The following is a 17,565-nucleotide window of genomic DNA, read 5'->3' as shown; positions in this document are numbered from 1 at the left end:
AAAAAACTACTTGACGCAAAAGGAGTTACAACCTAATTTTATTATATCATACTTTTTCGACACTAGAATGCTTTATACTACATTTTCCGTCCCATCGGTATTTTTTCATATCCACGCATCCCTCTTTGGTAAATGTAATTCCCTCTGCTTCAAGCAACTGACGCTGCACATCTTTGCCGCCAAATGCAAAACCATCCGTAAGACTGCCATTTTGAAAAACGACTCTATGGCAAGGTAATGCCCCATGATAAGGATTGCGGTGCATTGCATAGCCCACCGCGCGAGATGCCCGGCAATTTCCCGCCATAGAGGCAACTTGACCATAAGAAACTACTTTTCCTTCCGGGATATGACTGACGATTTCATAAACTTTACTGTTAAATCCCATAAAAATCACCTTCGTATTCTAATAGTAGTTTTATTATATCTTCAAATAACCTGTTTGCCATCATCTTATATAGAATAAAGTATTTTTCCAATCGGTCATAATAGGTTGAATAACAGCAACCAAGACCTTACCACAAAAGCAGATAAAGGAGAGCCCGATTGACGCCTTACTATAAATACTTCTAATAACTGCTGATGATAGTCTTGCCAATATAGATTTATTACAACAAAGGCAGTATTTCCTTTTTGTTCACAAAGGAAATGAAAAAAGAACCATCTTCAAGCTCAACATGAGCTTGAAGATGGTTCTTCTATTTTTGAATTTCACCATAACAACAGCAATTATGCCGTAATCAAATGCTTGCCATCCTTAATGACTACCTGGCCATCAATCGTCAGGGTAGGACTCAGCAGGATGCCATCCAAATGCATCGGCACCTGACATGTACCGCCAAATCCGAAATTATTGCCCAAAGCAATATGAACAGTTCCCATAACCTTTTCATCTTCAAGAACTCGCCCAGACAGGATCGCCTGATCATTGGTACCAATGCCCAATTCCGCAATATTACAAGCCAATTTACCATACTCGCTCAACATAGCTTCCAGCTTTTCAGTCTCTCTGCCGCCTTCTACTTTAGTTACATAGCCTTTTTCTACAGTAAGTTTAATGGGTGATTCCAGGACACCAATACCTGCCATGGCGCCATCAATAATGATGATGCCTTCTGCCGTTTCCTCAACAGGCGCGACATAGGCTTCACCTGCTGGCAGATTGCTAAAATCACCTGCTGCATGATTGATGCCTGTATCTGCATGACCTTGTCTGCCTGCTATGGATAAAGTCAAGTCAGTACCAGCCAATGTAGAAATATGTACTGCTTTGCCGTCGCTAAGCAGCTTGGCAAACCGTTGGCTTAGCTCTGCAATATGCTGATAATCAGCACTTAACGTACGCTGCATGATATCTTCTGTAATGCCAGGCAGAGTAGCAATCCGCGCCCCCTTTTGACTAGCATCTTTCCGAGCTTTAGTATGGGAGAAAGAGCAGGAGGTGGCACCTAAAATGACATCAGCATGTAACATTGCCGCAGCAATAGCGGGTGGTGGCTCTACACCGTCATTTTTACGTGGCAGCATTTCAACATATAGAGCCTCCGCTCCAGCTTCCACAGCCTTTTCCCATAATGCTCTCCCAACATTGCGGGTTGGCTCGTCAGTAACCACAAGAACGGTTTCTCCCTTTTTAACCGCCATACATTGGCGGATTGCAATTTCTGCACTTTTTTCCAAATGCTTTGTCATAATCTCATCATCCTCATGTCAAGTTATCGTTCTATTGTTGTCAAAAGATACTTGGGCGTTTTTCCCTGGTCGTGTTTAACAACCAGCCCACGGCTAATCATCTGGCGCAGCACCGCATCAGTAGCGGCCCGGGCATCTTCCACTTGCAGCTTATAGCCTTGCAATTGTCCCCCCACACTAAGATCACCAATCGATTTAGCAATTTCTTTCAGCGTCGCACCATGAATCTGGCTGGCAAGGAGGGTCTGAATTCTAGCTTCAATTGCCTGCCCCATCTGAGCATGCAAACGGCGCGGAGTGCTGCGGGACTTTCGATATCCCCAGACATACAAGATAGCGCCCATAACAGCAAACCCTAACGTTCCCATTATAAAACCTTCAATAGGCAAAACAATCCCCCTCCTTTGCTAATCCTGCAGGCTAATTAGCTTTCTGCCAATCAGAATTCTTAAAAAAATAATCAGCCGCTCCATGACAGGTTCTGCTTCCGTACCAAACTCTTCACTCATTAATCTTGCAATATCACCCACGGTGTACTCACCATTACAGTGAAACCAGACAAAGGAGCCATAGGAATCAAGATTAAAATAGGTTTGTGCCGGTGTACGAAAAAAGCGGGTGCAAAGTTTACTAATCCAATGATTATGGTGAACAACCAAACGTGATTCATTACCCATTTCAGCCGCCACATGGGGGCGACCGATGGGGCGCTTCAACAATAAATTATTTCGCTGTTTCATAAACAATTTCCTTCAAGATTTTTTTCGTTTCCCAGAAAATACAATTTTTCTAATTTTCTTTATCCAACTTATAAGTCAGACAATGCCGCAGGAAGGCAATTGCCAATATTACGAAAATCCCCATAGATACTTCATTAAGCATACCGCCCCACTTCATATCCATGGAAAGATCAACCCCTTGGTAAACCAAAAGTGCCAGAACAACGCCCATTAACGAGTCACCGGCGATTAAACCAGAAGCGAGTAATATACCTTCTTCTGTACGTCTTTTCAATTGATCTGCATTTTTTATTACCTTCGTCATAATTAAGCTAAGCAGACCACCAGTAGCAATCGCTGCATTTAGGTGGATTGGCAGATACATACCTACTGCAAAAGCCAACACAGAAATTCCCAACAATTCAGCAACAACTGCCACAGAAGCACCGATACCAACTAACGCCCACGGCAAAGAACCATCAATAACACCCTTAACAACCAGTGACATCAATGTAGCCTGTGGTGCGGCCAATTCTTTCGTACCAAAACCATAAGCACTATTTAACATCGTTAACGTCCAACCAATAACAGCAGCTGATGCAACAACACCAATTAAGAGAGCATATTGCTGGCGATAAGGAGTGGCACCAACTAAAAAGGCTGTTTTTAAATCCTGAGAAGTATCTCCCGCCATTGCAATGGAGATACAAACTAGAGCGCCAATGCTAAGAGCTGCCAGCATACCTTCAATACCAGTGAAACCCATTGCTTTTAGCAGAACACTCACTATAATCAAAGTACCAATAGTCATTCCAGAAACCGGATTACTGGAAGAACCGATTAGACCTACGATACGAGAAGACACAGTGGTGAAGAAAAAGCCGAACAATACCACCATAATCCCTCCGATCACGCCCATGTGAAGCTGAGGCAGGAAGGCACATGCAAGAAAGATAACGACTGCACCAATTAGAATAATAGACATCGGCATATCTTTTTGCGTTCTAAGATTTTCGTCAGCAGAACCGCCGCCTTTTGTCAGCCCCCCAAGAGAAGCCTTAAAAGAACTAAAAATGGTAGGTAAAGACTTAATCAGGCTAAACAGACCGCCTACAGCTACGCCGCCTGCACCAATATAGCGAATGTACTTACTCCATAGATCCCAATGATCCATTTCGGAAATGGGTGTAGTTGCTGGAAATACCGGTGCTGTTAAGCCGCTGCCGAAATAAGCAATCAGCGGCATAAGGACCATCCAGCTAAGAAAGCTGCCAGCAAACATAGTAAAAGCCGCCCGGGGTCCGATAATAAAGCCTACGCCCAACAAAGCTGGCAGAACATCAAATCCGATAGCCGCGCCTTTGAGACCCGGAATCGGCCACTCAGGGTTTTCATTCCAAATACCCATGGCCCCCATTAGAAATTTATACCCTGCACCTATACCAATTCCAGCAAATACTGTTTTCGCACCAGTGCCTCCTTGGTCACCTACAACCAGCACTTCTGCACAGGCCGTACCTTCTGGATATGGAAGATTATGATGTTCATCCACAATCAAATAACGACGCAACGGAATCATGAGTAACACGCCAAGAGAACCACCAAGTAATGCCATCAATGTCATTGTCATCATATCAGGTGCATATCCCCATAAGAAAAGAGCCGGTACAGTAAAAATCATACCTGCAGCTACGGCTTCACCCGAGGAAGCAATAGACTGGGCTACCGTGTTCTCCAAAATCGTTCCTCTTTTTAATATTCCTTTCAAGATCCCCATAGAAATAACTGCTGCCGGAATGGTAGCGCTTACGGTCATCCCAGCCTTTAAACCTAAATACGCATTCGCCATACCGAACACAATTGCTAAAATAAAACCGATAATAATTGCTGTTGCTGTAAACTCCGGAATGACTTTGTCTGCTGGTACGTAAGGAACATACTCCTTCCCTGACACATTCAGATAATCTAGCCTTCGTTCTTCACTACTCATCGACTATCCCCCCTTAAATTAGTATGAAAATATTGGCAGAATAATCATACTTCTTACAGGGAATATGTGTCATTGTCACTATGGCACAAAGAAAAACAGAGTACACTTGTTACAAAGTTACAACGTACTATATTTTTAGCGTGCTCACTATACATACTTTGGTTTTATATTAATTTTAATTAAAATGGATCAATATTATTTTTAGGGAAAAACCTTCCGTATCTTGAGTGCAAATTGCAAATTAAAGCGAACTTCCGAATCGTCCAAATCCACTCCCAATAAATCCTGAATCCTCTTCAATCGATACGTCATACTGTTGCGATGAAGATATAAGATTTGAGCGGCTTTGAAAATGTTTCCATTGGCAATGAAATATGCCTCCAACGTTTTTACAAATTCACTCCGTGTCAAGGTATCCAATTGATCAAACCTGCCTAAAATCGCCTCATAGTATTCCTTCAACTCTGGCATATCCTTTAGCTTTGTAAGAATTTGATACACCCCTAAATCCCAAAAGCAATATACCCTTGCCAGTGGATCTAAATTTCGTCCGATCTCCAGAGTCTCCTTGGCCTCACGATAAGCCAAAGGTAGCTGCCTGTAATCTTCGCAAACCCGGCTCACTCCTACCGCAATTTCAAGCTCCGGAGCAAATCGCTGTAATTCCTGCTTGATTACCTCTACCCGTTGCATAGCCTGCTCCCGAGCGTGGCTATTGACCGTCATTGGGCAAAGAACCGTGATCCACTCCTGCTTGCAAGCTACTAGTAAATCCTTTTGTTTCGCTGTTAATTGATCGATTAGTATTGCCAGATCCCGCTGTCTACTAGCTGCCTCTTCTTGAACACTGTCGGCAAAATGCCTCCGACGATATTCCTCTAAATTGACCAATTCAATCTGGATTATGCTCCACGTCGTATGTAAAGAGATCTGTAACGATTTCGCCTGTTCTAATACTTCCTGACCTAGGGGCAGCTGCCCCTCCAGTACATGAAATAAAAAATCATTGCGCTGACGGCGGGCAACCTCTTCCTCCACTACCTGTTTATAAATGGCCATTCCGGTTACAGTAGCAGCCTGTACCAATGCCCCCCAGTCTTCTTCTCGCATTCGATGGTAATCCTCCAATACGGCGATGTATCCAAGGATTTCATCGTTGACTAAAACTGGTACCACCACCCAAGCCTGCTCGCCTTGTTTACTGAATAAGACTTCCACACGGTCCGCTTTCTTAGTCTTACGTATTTTATCAATAAAGCCTGTTCGTTCCAGATTATACAAATATTGATCCAACGTTCTTCCCACATAAGCCTTTCGTTTTTGATTCTTATGCTCCTTTTCCCAAAAAGCAAAAGAAAGCAATGAAAAATTTTGATCCGCTACAATTATGGTATTGCCCATCAAATTTGCAATGGTTTGTGAAATTTTCTGCAAATTAGCACCGGAAAATGCTACTTGAGTAAGCTGCCTTTGGATTTCTTGAGAACGTCTTAAGATCGCGCTCTGCTGCAAGAAAATCTGTTCCAAGCCTTCTCTAATAATATTGGCAAACACAGCCCCCTGAGGCAATTCTACAATAGGAAATTGCAGGCGATTAGCCTCTTCAATCATTTGAGAAGATAATAGAGTCAGATAGCGGCCAGGCTCAACAACAAGTCCGGCTGCTCCGATATCTTCCATATGAGCAATCAAGGTTTCCTGCAGCTGCTCATTTTCATGAAATGCAAACCCACTGGTAAGATATAAGACTCGTGGTTTGATAAGCACATCAATATCAGGATGTTCCAGTACATCAATATATTCCACTTCCCGGATAAGTCCCCGCACACCGGCTAAGGTATGGGATAGCTTGAAGGTTGGCAATTTTAACAAATCAGCTACCCGGACAGCCACATACATCACCTCCGTCAATTCCATATTCTTCCGGGACAAGGGGACAGGTTCCTTGTCCCACTACGTCCTATCAATCACACTCTTTGAGATACCAGTTACCCTTTCCAGTTGCCTTAGCGTGACACCTTTGTGCTCTTTCATCTTTCTTATCACATCATCTCGCTGCTCTCTTTTGAGTCTTTGCAATTCACTAATTGTAACAATGCCTAATTCTTTCAAATACTCCACGACCTCTTTATCCGATACATGCAGCCGTTCCTCATAGTCTAAGCATGTATCCGAATTCTTCTCCTTAGCGTGGTCTTTAAATAATGCTGCCGCTTTCTTTCTATCCTCTGAAAACATATCTAATGCAAAATCAATATTGATGATACTAGGAGTACCAGTGTATTCATGATAGCTGCTCCACAAGTATTTTCTTATGTCTTTAACAATTCCTGCTTTTATCGGATTTTGATGAATATATCTCAATGCCATAAGAAAATATGCATCCGTTTCTATTACTTCACTTTTAAAACGCTCCTGAAACAAATGTCCACATCTTTCATATTTTTGATTATACCAATATACATAGCTGCTGCTGATTCGTTTTATTACTTGAGATATGGATTCCTCATTCTCTCGTATCAGTAAATGAATGTGGTTGTCCATCAGACAATAACCATACAACATATAGTTACTAACCATTTTGTAATACCCCAACGTTTCAATAAACTTCTGTCGATCTTCATCATTTTCGAATATAGTTTGTTTGTTAATTCCTCTTAAAATTAAATGATAGATTCCACTTCTGCTTCTCTCACGAGCCTGCCTTGGCATGGTATCACCTCAACTACAGTATAGCACCTTTATTTTTTCTGGGACAACGAATTTGTCCCCTCGTCCCAAGCCAGGTTATTCCCCAGTTTTATCTTTATTATAAAAATGACTCATCATTTCTTTAGGAACCATACTCCCCCCAGTGGCCCAGACAATATGGGTGGCATTTTTCATTTTAGATATAAGATTGCTTTGTTCTAAATATTGCTTGCCTTTAGATTCTGCAAATAATTTAACGGGGCCAGCAAAACCTGCTAATGCAGATGGTTCAAGATAGATTCCTTCGGAATCCGCCAGTCTTTTGAGCAGTCGATACAATTCTTGATCTTGTATGGTAAAGACACCGCTAATATCCTTCTCAAGAGTCTTCCCCACAAATCCCGACGGTCTGCCAACAGCAAGACCATCTGCATCAGTCACATTGTCAATTCCAAATTCTTGAGCCGATACTTTGTCATGCAACCCCGTCATAAGCCCCAGCAGCATGGCAGGAGAGTGAGTTGGTTCTGCAAAAAAGCAATGAACATGATCATGAAATACGGTCTTTAAGCCAAAAGTAATACCGCCAGGTGCACCCCCAACGCCGCAAGGAAGATAGACGAACAATGGATGGTCTTGGTCAACAAGAATCTGCAAGTGCTCCAGCTGTTGTTTAAGCCTTTTGCCTGCAACCGCATAACCTAAAAATAGATTCTGAGGTTTTCATCATCAATAAAGTAACTATTTTCTTCCTGTTGTGCTTGGATTCTACCTGCCTCAACAGCTTGACCATAATCTGAATCATATTCCACCACAGTAACACCTTTTTCTCTGAGCAAATCCTTCTTCCACTGTTTGGCATCTGATGACATGTGAACAACTACTTTAAACCCTAATACAGCACCCATAATACCAATGCTAAGACCTAAATTTCCTGTCGATCCTACAACAATTGAATATCTGGAAAATAGCTCTCTGCATTTTTCACTAGCAAGAATCGTATAGTCATCTGTTTCAACTACAATCTTTTTTTCAATTGCTATATCCTCAGCAATTTTCAATACTTCATAAATACCGCCTCGTGCTTTAACCGACCCTGAAATAGGCAGATGACTATCGCACTTAAGATATAAGGAGCCACTAATCTCTTGATTATATAACGCCATAAGCTCTTTTTTCATTTTATTAATATTCACAAGAGACGATTCAATGATCCCCTTTGTTTCGCGAGTTTTTGGGAATACCTTTGCAATATATGGAGCAAATCTAAGAAGTCTTTTTTCTGCATCTTGGATATCAACTTCGCCTAAAATTGGGGTTATGATTCTGTCACTACAACTTACATACTGAGGATTTGTCCAAAACACTTCACGAGTCCTGATAATCTGCTCCAATAGTGGATGTTCGCTCTTCCATTCATCAATGCTTTTTCCTTGGATACTATTTTTCACTCTACATCCCCCCAAAACATATCCTTTATCTCACTTTGAAAAATGACTGTTCATCTCTTTCTATTTTTTACCATAATTACAGTATATCACCTTTAAATTTTTGGGACAATGAACCTGTCCCTGTCCCAAAGAGAAGATTAAAATTTACTAAGAAAGGCGGGCTGCCAAACAGTTTGGTCAATCATAACTCTATGCTTGTTTTTTGTCACAACCTGAATGAAGAAAAACTTGGGTACCTGAATCTGGGTTAAAGGGATCTTAATAATCACATCGTCTTGATATCGAATGACCGCATCAGTATATAAATTGGTATCACTCTCGCTAAAATAGACTGTATCCTTCTCCCGAATTGTTTGGTTATTCTGTAGACCAAAGGCCACAATAGACACCTGATATTGATTTTGCCTGCCTACAAATCCGGGAATATGAAAATGCAGCCAAATTGTCTTACCTTGTACATAACTGTCAATGATGGATATCTTGCCTTTATGCTCTAAGGCACCAATTATGCTTGTCCCCCGCGTATTCACTAAAATGGGGTCTTGATTTGACCAAGCGTTAAGACTTGATAGATCTGACTTAGATGGTTTTTGTGCAACATAAGGAATATAGGGATCAGCAAACAATTCATTCGTGCGTATGAAACTGTGCAGCAAACTTGACATAATGGGAACTTTCGTCTGGCTTACATATTTTTTAATCGATTGCTCTTTTAGAACTTCAGTGTCAGAATCAATTGAATAGGTTAGCCATTTACTATGCTGAGCCTGGTACAGAGGTCTGGGCGGTAATAGCAGCGCATCCGTCTTATACCCATGTGGTATAGGAAAATCGCGACGATGGACTAAATAGGTGTACAAATGTACCCCTGATATCCTCCCACTGCTGCTAAGTTTTGCAATGGACGCAGCAGCAAAAGCCCACCCAGCAGCATGATCAGGGTGCTCATCTGCAGGATGTGGTGCTGCTATAACATTGGGCTTAAACTTAAGCATGATTTGTTCCAAATTGTCCAGTACGGCTTGCCCAGCATAAGGAGCATTTTTCTGATAGCTATTGTTGTAAGGTGAATGATCACTGCCAGTATAGCGTGATTGATATGGTTGATCCTTATTCCAATTATCCTTCCATAGGTGATCAAGACCTCGATCGGGATAGCCGAGAAAAAGGATCTGTTTTTCCGGTAAACCTAACAGCTGTAGGGCTTGTATTGTTTCTTTTTGACGCGTATATCCTGAATTCACATAGTCTGCATGCGTAAGAAACAAGCGATGAAACTCTTCTTTTGCAGCAATCGTAAACCCATCACCATTAGTCATAACAACGACTAAAACTTGTCCGCCTGCTTGTATCACATCATGAATAATCCCCCCGCAGCCAAGTGCTTCATCATCACAATGGGGAGCAATCACTAATAAGCGAGTCTCTTTTTGCACAATAGGCAAGGATGGAAGCTGTATATCTGCTTCAGGCTTTTCCTGATAATAGAAATAAATAGAACTAAGGCAATACAAAACGATAGCCACTCCTGCTGTGACAAATAATATCTTGAAAATAATCCGTGAGCGCATAACGATCCTTTCCTACATTTTATTTAAAAAGAATGAGTTCCAAAATCATCCAGGCTAATAAATCTACTGATAAAACCTTTTTTTGCATATATGTAGCTGTAAGAGGTGGTTGCGATGTGAGAAATATATATATTGCCAAAAGACAAATTATCTTATGTTTGTTATTTACGCTGCTGGTAATCGGCACACTGTATGCACACGATGATAGGGCTCATAAACTGTCGGGCAAAGTCATTGTCGTGGATGCAGGCCACGGTGGCATTGACACTGGTGCAAATCGTTCAGGTGTTCTTGAAAAAGACATTAACCTACCCATAGCGTTAGAGCTAAAAAATGTTCTTCATCAGTATGGTGCCAAAGTAGTTCTCTCGCGTCAAGCGGATATTGAGCTTAGTCCTGAGTGCGACAACGAAAAAGTCAAAGGGCGCTATCATCGCGACTTGGCTGCTCGTGTGGAAATGGTCGAAGAATCGGATGCCGATTTATTTATTAGTCTTCACGCGAATACTGCTTCTAATACCAAAAGACAAGGTCCAGAGGTTTTTTATTATGCTAAATCAGAATCCAGTAAATCATTAGCAAATGCTATACAAAATGAGCTCAGTAAAGTCATAAAATCCGCCCCAACCGCCAATCCCGGCAACTACTTTGTGCTGCGCCGCAACAAAATTCCTGCTGCGCTGATTGAAGTTGGCTATATTACGAATCTAGAAGAACGCTCCCTCTTACAATCACCGGAGTATCAACAAAAATTGGCAGAAGCAATTGCAAAAGGTATTTATAACTATTATTAGCAGCATCACAATGAAAAATAACGACCGATGAATCAAATAACGTATTACTAAGGCAATGAATAGATATACTATCATTAGATAGATCATCCAGAACTAAATAAACTTTAATCAGTTTAACTATCTATAAAACGGGAGCGTGATTACTATGGTCAAAGGTAAAATTGATACGATGCAGGAATTGGATGCAACACTTCCCAATAAATATGAAGTAGCAAAAGAACTGGGCATACCATTAGATCAAGGTCACAATGGAGAATTAACAACTAGCCAAGTTGGTAAAATTGGTGGTCGAATCGGTGGTCAAAAAGTTAAAATGATGATTGAAATGGCTAAAGAACAAATGGAAGAGAACGCTGTAGCGGAAGCTGCCGAAGCAACCAACCATAAACAATAAGTCAATTAAAAAAGACCATCCTAGCTGGATGGCTTTTTTAATAATTAGATTCACTATCTTTCACTAAGTTGGTGGGACAAGGAACCTGTCCCATCATATAGTTAAAATAGAAAAAAGCACCATCTACCAATTGATATCCTCTCTTCATAGTAGACATTTGAAATAAAACTGTTTTCTATGAGGGGGCATATCAGGTAAGACGGTGCTTTTCCTTCTAAAATTAAGTTATTTTTTTTGTTCTTTGATTAGTTCTAAAAGCCCGGTTTCTTGAAGGGTTGTTGCGAGTTTTTGATTGTCCTTTAACCATTTATCTTGTGAATCTTTAGACCCTAAATATTCAACCACCAGTCCGGCATTATTCATATTTTTTATGAATTCTGGATCAGTAATCATTGCTTTGAATCCTTCCGCCAACTTGTTTTTTACCTCAACTGGTGTTTCTTTAGGAATTGCCACCACGGTCCAATTTGTTAAAGTAATATCAAAGCCTTGCTCTTTAAAAGTTGGTATCTGTGCCAATATTGGATCAGTCATTCGGTGTTCGCCAGTTACTGCTAAAATACGTAATGTACCACTCTTCACCTGCTCCTTAACTAATATGGGATTAACGAAAGCAATATGAACATGTTCACCCAATACGGCGGTAATTACCTCGCCTGCTCCATTGAAGGGAACCTGTTTAGTAGAAATACCAGCGGCATGATTAAGCATTTCTCCAAGTACATGAGGAAATGTTCCTACACCACTGTTTCCAAATTTGAGTTGCCCTGGATGAGTTTTAGCATATTCTACGAGATCGTCTAGTGATTTCCAAGGCTGAGTAGCTTGCACTGCCATTACCATAGGGGAAGCTGCGACCTGTACAAGTGGGTCTAATGCCGTTAAATAATTATATTTACTTGACCCATATTGTGGTAACAATAATGTATCAATAGCAGTCATGCCAAGCGTATAGCCATCCGGGTTTGCTGTAGATAGTTCATTCCAAGCCACAGCACCCCCTCCCCCAGTTTTATTAAGAATAACCAATGGCTGTCCTAAATATTTAGGTGCAGTTTTTTCTAGTGACCGAGCGATCATATCTAACGCCGATCCGATGCTAAAAGGAACAATTACGTTAATGGGTTTCTCCGGATATTTGTTAGTTGTTGTTACCGTTTTGGGCTCCATATTGGTACAACCTCCTATCATGATTGAGATAAGTAACAAATATACTACCACTAAAATAAATGTTTTTTTCTGCAATATAATTTCCCTCCTTTCATCAATAATTTTCTATAATCTTACTTTAAATACAATATACTCCATTTAATATTATTATTTCTCCAATAAATGGAATAATCCTTTTTATTTAGTCAAAATAAACCTAAATATGAGCTGGTATTATACTAAAATTTTCTTACACAATAAAAAAGAGCCGCCCGAAAATGAATTGCACCCCAAATGTTAGATAAATAAGTCCAATTTGGGGTGCAATTCATCGGGTATGTGGAAAATATAATTTTTTATTCATTTCGAAGCCTCTTCCTCTTGTAATATTGGCTGGATCAATTTGGAAGATATCAGTAAGACGCGGGAAAGTGTTAGTGCCTTGTCGAACGTTATAAGCTCTAGTAACACTACCTCCATCTCCTTCCGACGGCTTACTATCACCCTTATGATAATAATAATCTTTTTTTCTTCATCGGGCAGTTTGAGGCTCCCTTGCTGCTGTAACCAATATGCTCCCTAACACAACTCAGTACTTCAACTGATTTTTGTTCAGCTATATTTTCTGAGCCGCTAAACCAATCCAATCTCCGCCATTCTTATATTCTTCCCCCGTTAGGCTATTCCACCGATGCGCAATCTTGAAACCATGCTGAACCAGTACTTCTGATATTGTTTGCAGCGAATAATCATGAAACCACATATGATATTTTCTGCATTCTCCATCTTCCTGAACGATCGTGTATTGATCCACCCAGGTGTCATATTCCGGATAATCAAATCCCTGTTCTAATACGACATGTTTTCCCGAATGCCAAAAACCGCCATCAGAAAACTGCCATCTATTTTTTAATCCTTCACGCTTTCTTAGTTCACGGGTGGAAACATCAAAAATAAATAAGCCATCTTTTTTCAACGCTTTATGAACCATTCTAAACAACCGGTCCCGCTCTTCATCAGGAAAAGTACTTAGTTCTCCATATATCTGCAGAACACTGTCAAACTTTCCATCATAGTTCATGTCAAAAAAATTCCCATGAACATATTCAATACGCAGTTCCTGCTCTTGCGCTTTTCTCTGGGCGTATTCAATTGACCGCTTGGATAAGTCAATGCCGGTCATGTGTATACCAAATTGACTAAGTCTGCTGCTGTATAATCCCGGACCACACCCCAGGTCTAATACCCTATCACCGGGTTTTAACAGAGCACTTTTTGTAAGATTTGCAACCGTCTTTTCGATAGTGGCTAGAGTTCGACTCGCACCGTCAGATTCCGGGTTTAAATGAGCAGCAAGCAAATGCTCAGAAATATAAGGATCATCCCAAAATGAAACCGCATCTGTTTCAAATAAGGCAGGTCTTTTAACCGAATCAGCAATACATTCAAATACTTTTTGTAATTGTTGCTCTATGATTGTCATTGTTGCACGATTCCCCCCAACAAACTAATTCTACGTTACTATGATTAAGAGTGACAGAAGGGACGCTCCCTTTTGTCACTTACCATGACAAACAGAAATAGAATCTTACGCTCTAATTATATCTTGCTCAAGAACTTTAACAAATTTCACTATTATGTAAATCTAAAGAAAAGATACCCATAAATCTACTAACAAGGTTGATTATGGATATCTTCTCTTTGATAAATGCTAAATCCTGCTAAAATTTTACATTATAAGCATTATTTTACCAAAGCGAGGCTCTGCTTCAAGTTTTTTATTAATTGTAAATCAGTGACTACCTATGGATGGGTAGTTATTCCGGAATTTTTGTCCGCCCCTTCCAGCATGTTTGGCTTCACTAATACCTTCTCGCCCGGATTTATAAATTTATCTAACCCGCCCAAGAGCTCAAGAGCCTCTTGAACACCTTTTTTAACCTCTTCATAATTATAATCGAAACTATCTACTTTGACGGTTGCTACTTTCTGCATGTCTCGCACCTCACAAATATTGTATTATTACAATCGCTGGCGCTATTCACATATGCTCTTATTCCACCATTCATTTTTATTTGCTCAATATTATTTAACGGTTCTTGCCCTGAATTCAAGGCAAGAACCGTCTCTAACAACTATTAATCTTTATTCTACAGTTCCTTTCAATAACCAATTTTCTATTTTTTTGAGGATTGCTTTGAAATTACCGTTTAACCGATGATCCCCATTTTTATATTCAACATAAGTTAGATTATTCTTGCCCAACTTTTTGAATTCTGCTGCAAAAACCCGAGAACTTTCAATTGGCGCACTTATATCTTTCGTACCTTGCATTAAAAATATCGGAATATTAATTTTTACGAAATCATCCAGTGGGCGATATGGAAAAAATCCAGCCCAACGTTTATAGGGAAAACCGGCATACCATTTATCATGCACATCCTGATTAGAACATATTGCTTCCATGACATTGTCAGCTTCCATTAATAGTTCCCGGTACGGTTGCGGCATAGGTAGAGTAGATTTTTGCAAGACTTTAAACTCTTCGTACTGTGATAATCCGCCGCTCCCTAATACAACCAATTTAGAAATTTTATTTTTTGCCCTCAGATTATTATAAACCATTGGTAAAATCTGTGCACCTTCGGATACTCCCATTAGATAAACATTATTATATTCATGATTTTCTAGAAAAGTATCAATCACTAATTCTGCCGATGAAACTCGCTCTTCAAGTGTATAATGCTCAAAAACTTTCGGATCATCACTTTGGCCATTTCCCAGTTTAATATTCATTTTTTCAGGAACAAGAATATCAAAACTAGGCGATAAATATTTATTTAGTGATTTTATAAAAAGTTCCTCATTCTGCCAAACTCCCTCTTGCTGTAAACCAAGTGCACAATCCATCCCACTACCAGTAAGATAAATAATTAGTTCTTTACTGCTTATATCCTGATCCTTTTGTTTATGCAAAACATAATAATTTATAAAGTTGTCATTTAGATAAATTCTATTTACTTCCAGATTTCCATAGGGATTTTCCTTCGCATAAATAACCCCTATGCTAGAATATATTATCAAGGCTATAGCCACGCTTAACAATAAATATTTTCTCACGGTTTTTACCTCCTAATTTTAAAAGCGCGAATACAATATTGAGACTCCAGGATAGCAATCGTTTTTTATATTTCCTGCTCCCATCTAACAATACCCATGATTTCTATAATACATTATTGGCTTCCCGAATTGTCGATACAGCGCATGAACCTCTGTCAATCGTCTGACAAAGGTCTATATTCTTCTCAATTATTACTATGTCTAAATATTGTTATACTCAGAAATTTTGTACAAAAAAACTCATTATACATAGAGCCAAATTCAACTAAATATACTATATTAACTCATAAGTAATTTAACGAATTATGAAAGCTTCTCAATAACAAAATCAGTAAAAAGAATACCATCTAAGTGGTCTACTTCATGGCAAAAGCATTTTGCTAATTCACCAGTACCCGTTAATATAAATTCCTCGCCATTTTCATTTAATGCTTGTACTGTCACTTTTGCAGGCCTTATTAACTTTCCATATATATTAGGTATGCTTAAACAACCTTCTACAACTTTTTGTTGTCCCTCTTTTTTAATTATCTTGGGATTGACTAATTTTATAAGCCCCTGCCCCATATCTATTACAACCAATCGCTTCAATATACCTATTTGTAGGGCTGCTAATCCTCCAGCATTTTCTGTATTATACATAGTATCTGCCATATCATTTAGTATTTGTCTTATTTTCTTATCCACAATTTCAACAACTTTGCTTTTCTTTCTTAATATTTCATTATCAAAAAGTCGAATTTGTCTTAGTGCCATTTATATTATCCCCCTACTTTGCTGTGCTCTAGATTTTCTTTTGCTTTCTTCAAAAAGAAAAATCTCCTCAATAGGACGTTGAAAGATGGGACACGGGGACAGGTTCCTTATCAAACAACACTTCTAAATATTCCTATTATCCTTACTAACTTCTTATTAAAAACCCTTATATATCTTTCATCTTTTTATCACATTATCTCCTTACTTTCTTTAAAATCTTTACAAAACCTACCTATCCCTTATTCTCGCCAATGCTGTGGCTGATTTAATACATCAGAACACTGAACCCTGCCTCTAACACTGCCTATTACTCCAGAGCGTAGTTCTTGAACTATCCATGCATCAGCATGTTCAACTGGAATAGGATAAGGAGCATCAAATCCATGTTTTCCGGCCACGCAGAATCCATGTTTTGGATAATACATAGGATGACCAAGAACAAAAACCAATTCTACACCTGCTTTTGACAATCTCATTAATCCAGATTTTATTAATTGACCGCCAATTCCTCTGCATTGATCATCTGGATGAACTGCAAGTGGTGCTAGTATAACTGATGAAACCGCCAGCTCTGGATTAGTAATTTTTGCTTTTGAGAAAATTATATGTCCGATAATATTATTTTTTTCAGTTGCAATGAGGGATAGCAGTGGTAAAGCTGTAGGGTCTATTAACAAATCATTGACGAGATGGGCAATTTCTTCTCCTTTTCTTCCACCAAAAGCAGCGGCATGAACCGCCAGAATTTTCTTTAAATCTTGTTTACTAAAGCCTGTGCCACGTTCACACCACCTCTATACCGGTCGCCATCTGGACGGTAATCAGGTTGTCCTCCAGACTGATCCCGGGCTTCCTGTCTGCTCCCGGTTTTGACGACTCCTGCAAGTTTCGATACTTCAACAGCGGTTCATTTTTATTCGTCTCCATTGGCACGTACCTGACGAACTCTTGGTTCGCCTTTTCCCGTAACGCTCACTACCATGGCTTTTGACCACAGCAGCTTACGGTGGTTTGAGACCTCCACCTGAATGGCGGTTCAGAGGGCCTTCCTCCATCTTTAGTTAAGCATAGTTCAGATTGCTTTTCGGCAATCATTACTTTCGTGGCACACGACAGGTTCCTTGTCCCATTTAAAAACGATAGATCTAAATTGTTTTTATTTTATCCGTATGTCAACTAAAAGGTAACCGTCAAACAAGACAGTGGATAGAATCGAAGAATAATTCGTGAGATAATTG

Annotated in this window: 15 protein-coding genes and 2 pseudogenes; 2 read left to right on the top strand and 15 right to left on the bottom strand. The window is 39.8% G+C overall.

Features of this window, described 5'->3' with window-relative positions; translation table 11 throughout:
- Positions 1 to 46 precede the first annotated feature (46 nt).
- The 9 genes and pseudogenes from LMF89_RS21275 to LMF89_RS21235 form a co-directional block, all read right to left on the bottom strand.
- Positions 47 to 388 carry an MGMT family protein gene (locus LMF89_RS21275; protein WP_229536838.1) on the bottom strand — a complete coding sequence of 114 codons (342 nt, stop codon included), beginning with the start codon at positions 386 to 388 and terminating at the stop codon, positions 47 to 49.
- Positions 389 to 729: 341 nt separating this feature from the next.
- Complete coding sequence (locus LMF89_RS21270; protein ID WP_229536837.1) at positions 730 to 1,692, bottom strand: aminopeptidase; 963 nt, start codon at positions 1,690 to 1,692, stop codon at positions 730 to 732.
- 23 nt (positions 1,693 to 1,715) lie between these two features.
- Positions 1,716 to 2,081, bottom strand: a complete 366-nt coding sequence (locus tag LMF89_RS21265; protein ID WP_229536836.1) for a hypothetical protein — start codon at positions 2,079 to 2,081, stop codon at positions 1,716 to 1,718.
- An 18-nt stretch (positions 2,082 to 2,099) separates the two neighbouring features.
- Complete coding sequence (locus LMF89_RS21260) at positions 2,100 to 2,432, bottom strand: PqqD family protein (RefSeq protein ID WP_229536835.1); 333 nt, start codon at positions 2,430 to 2,432, stop codon at positions 2,100 to 2,102.
- A gap of 49 nt (positions 2,433 to 2,481) precedes the next feature.
- Positions 2,482 to 4,401 carry an OPT family oligopeptide transporter gene (locus tag LMF89_RS21255; RefSeq protein WP_229536834.1) on the bottom strand — a complete coding sequence of 640 codons (1,920 nt, stop codon included), beginning with the start codon at positions 4,399 to 4,401 and terminating at the stop codon, positions 2,482 to 2,484.
- Positions 4,402 to 4,602: 201 nt separating this feature from the next.
- Positions 4,603 to 6,300, bottom strand: a complete 1,698-nt coding sequence (locus LMF89_RS21250) for a PucR family transcriptional regulator (protein WP_229536856.1) — start codon at positions 6,298 to 6,300, stop codon at positions 4,603 to 4,605.
- A 54-nt stretch (positions 6,301 to 6,354) separates the two neighbouring features.
- On the bottom strand, positions 6,355 to 7,113 hold the full coding sequence (locus LMF89_RS21245; RefSeq protein WP_229536833.1) for a transposase: 759 nt from the start codon (positions 7,111 to 7,113) through the stop codon (positions 6,355 to 6,357).
- Between the two features lie 75 nt (positions 7,114 to 7,188).
- Positions 7,189 to 8,543 (bottom strand): annotated as a pseudogene (dsdA, locus tag LMF89_RS21240) (D-serine ammonia-lyase).
- Between the two features lie 137 nt (positions 8,544 to 8,680).
- Positions 8,681 to 10,114, bottom strand: coding sequence for a PIG-L deacetylase family protein (locus tag LMF89_RS21235; RefSeq protein WP_229536832.1), 1,434 nt, complete (start codon positions 10,112 to 10,114; stop codon positions 8,681 to 8,683).
- A 116-nt stretch (positions 10,115 to 10,230) separates the two neighbouring features.
- Here LMF89_RS21235 and LMF89_RS21230 point away from each other — a divergent pair, with 116 nt between their 5' ends.
- The gene (locus tag LMF89_RS21230; RefSeq protein ID WP_229536831.1) at positions 10,231 to 10,908 is read left to right on the top strand and encodes an N-acetylmuramoyl-L-alanine amidase family protein; all 678 of its coding nucleotides are present in this window, start codon (positions 10,231 to 10,233) and stop codon (positions 10,906 to 10,908) included.
- A 145-nt stretch (positions 10,909 to 11,053) separates the two neighbouring features.
- On the top strand, positions 11,054 to 11,302 hold the full coding sequence (locus LMF89_RS21225; protein ID WP_229536830.1) for an alpha/beta-type small acid-soluble spore protein: 249 nt from the start codon (positions 11,054 to 11,056) through the stop codon (positions 11,300 to 11,302).
- Between the two features lie 225 nt (positions 11,303 to 11,527).
- Here the strand turns inward: LMF89_RS21225 and LMF89_RS21220 are convergent, their stop codons facing one another.
- From LMF89_RS21220 to LMF89_RS21195, 6 genes and pseudogenes are all read right to left on the bottom strand, one after another.
- The gene (locus LMF89_RS21220; protein ID WP_229536855.1) at positions 11,528 to 12,472 is read right to left on the bottom strand and encodes a tripartite tricarboxylate transporter substrate binding protein; all 945 of its coding nucleotides are present in this window, start codon (positions 12,470 to 12,472) and stop codon (positions 11,528 to 11,530) included.
- Positions 12,473 to 13,067: 595 nt separating this feature from the next.
- Positions 13,068 to 13,934 (bottom strand): SAM-dependent methyltransferase, encoded by an 867-nt coding sequence (locus LMF89_RS21215; protein WP_229536829.1) that lies wholly within the window; start codon positions 13,932 to 13,934, stop codon positions 13,068 to 13,070.
- Between the two features lie 320 nt (positions 13,935 to 14,254).
- Positions 14,255 to 14,446: a hypothetical protein gene (locus LMF89_RS21210; protein WP_229536828.1), complete on the bottom strand. Its 192-nt coding sequence runs from the start codon at positions 14,444 to 14,446 to the stop codon at positions 14,255 to 14,257.
- 150 nt (positions 14,447 to 14,596) lie between these two features.
- A complete protein-coding gene (locus tag LMF89_RS21205; protein ID WP_229536827.1) occupies positions 14,597 to 15,571 on the bottom strand; it encodes an alpha/beta hydrolase in 975 nt (324 codons plus the stop codon).
- A 303-nt stretch (positions 15,572 to 15,874) separates the two neighbouring features.
- Positions 15,875 to 16,327, bottom strand: coding sequence for a peptide deformylase (gene def, locus LMF89_RS21200; RefSeq protein ID WP_229536826.1), 453 nt, complete (start codon positions 16,325 to 16,327; stop codon positions 15,875 to 15,877).
- A 239-nt stretch (positions 16,328 to 16,566) separates the two neighbouring features.
- A pseudogene (locus LMF89_RS21195) lies at positions 16,567 to 17,079 on the bottom strand (GNAT family N-acetyltransferase); the annotation flags it as partial.
- Positions 17,080 to 17,565: the final 486 nt, after the last annotated feature.

The sequence above is a fragment of the Pelosinus baikalensis genome (assembly GCF_020819555.1).
Classification (GTDB): Bacteria; Bacillota; Negativicutes; order DSM-13327; family DSM-13327; genus Pelosinus; species Pelosinus baikalensis.
This window is presented reverse-complemented; position numbering and strand designations above follow the sequence as displayed.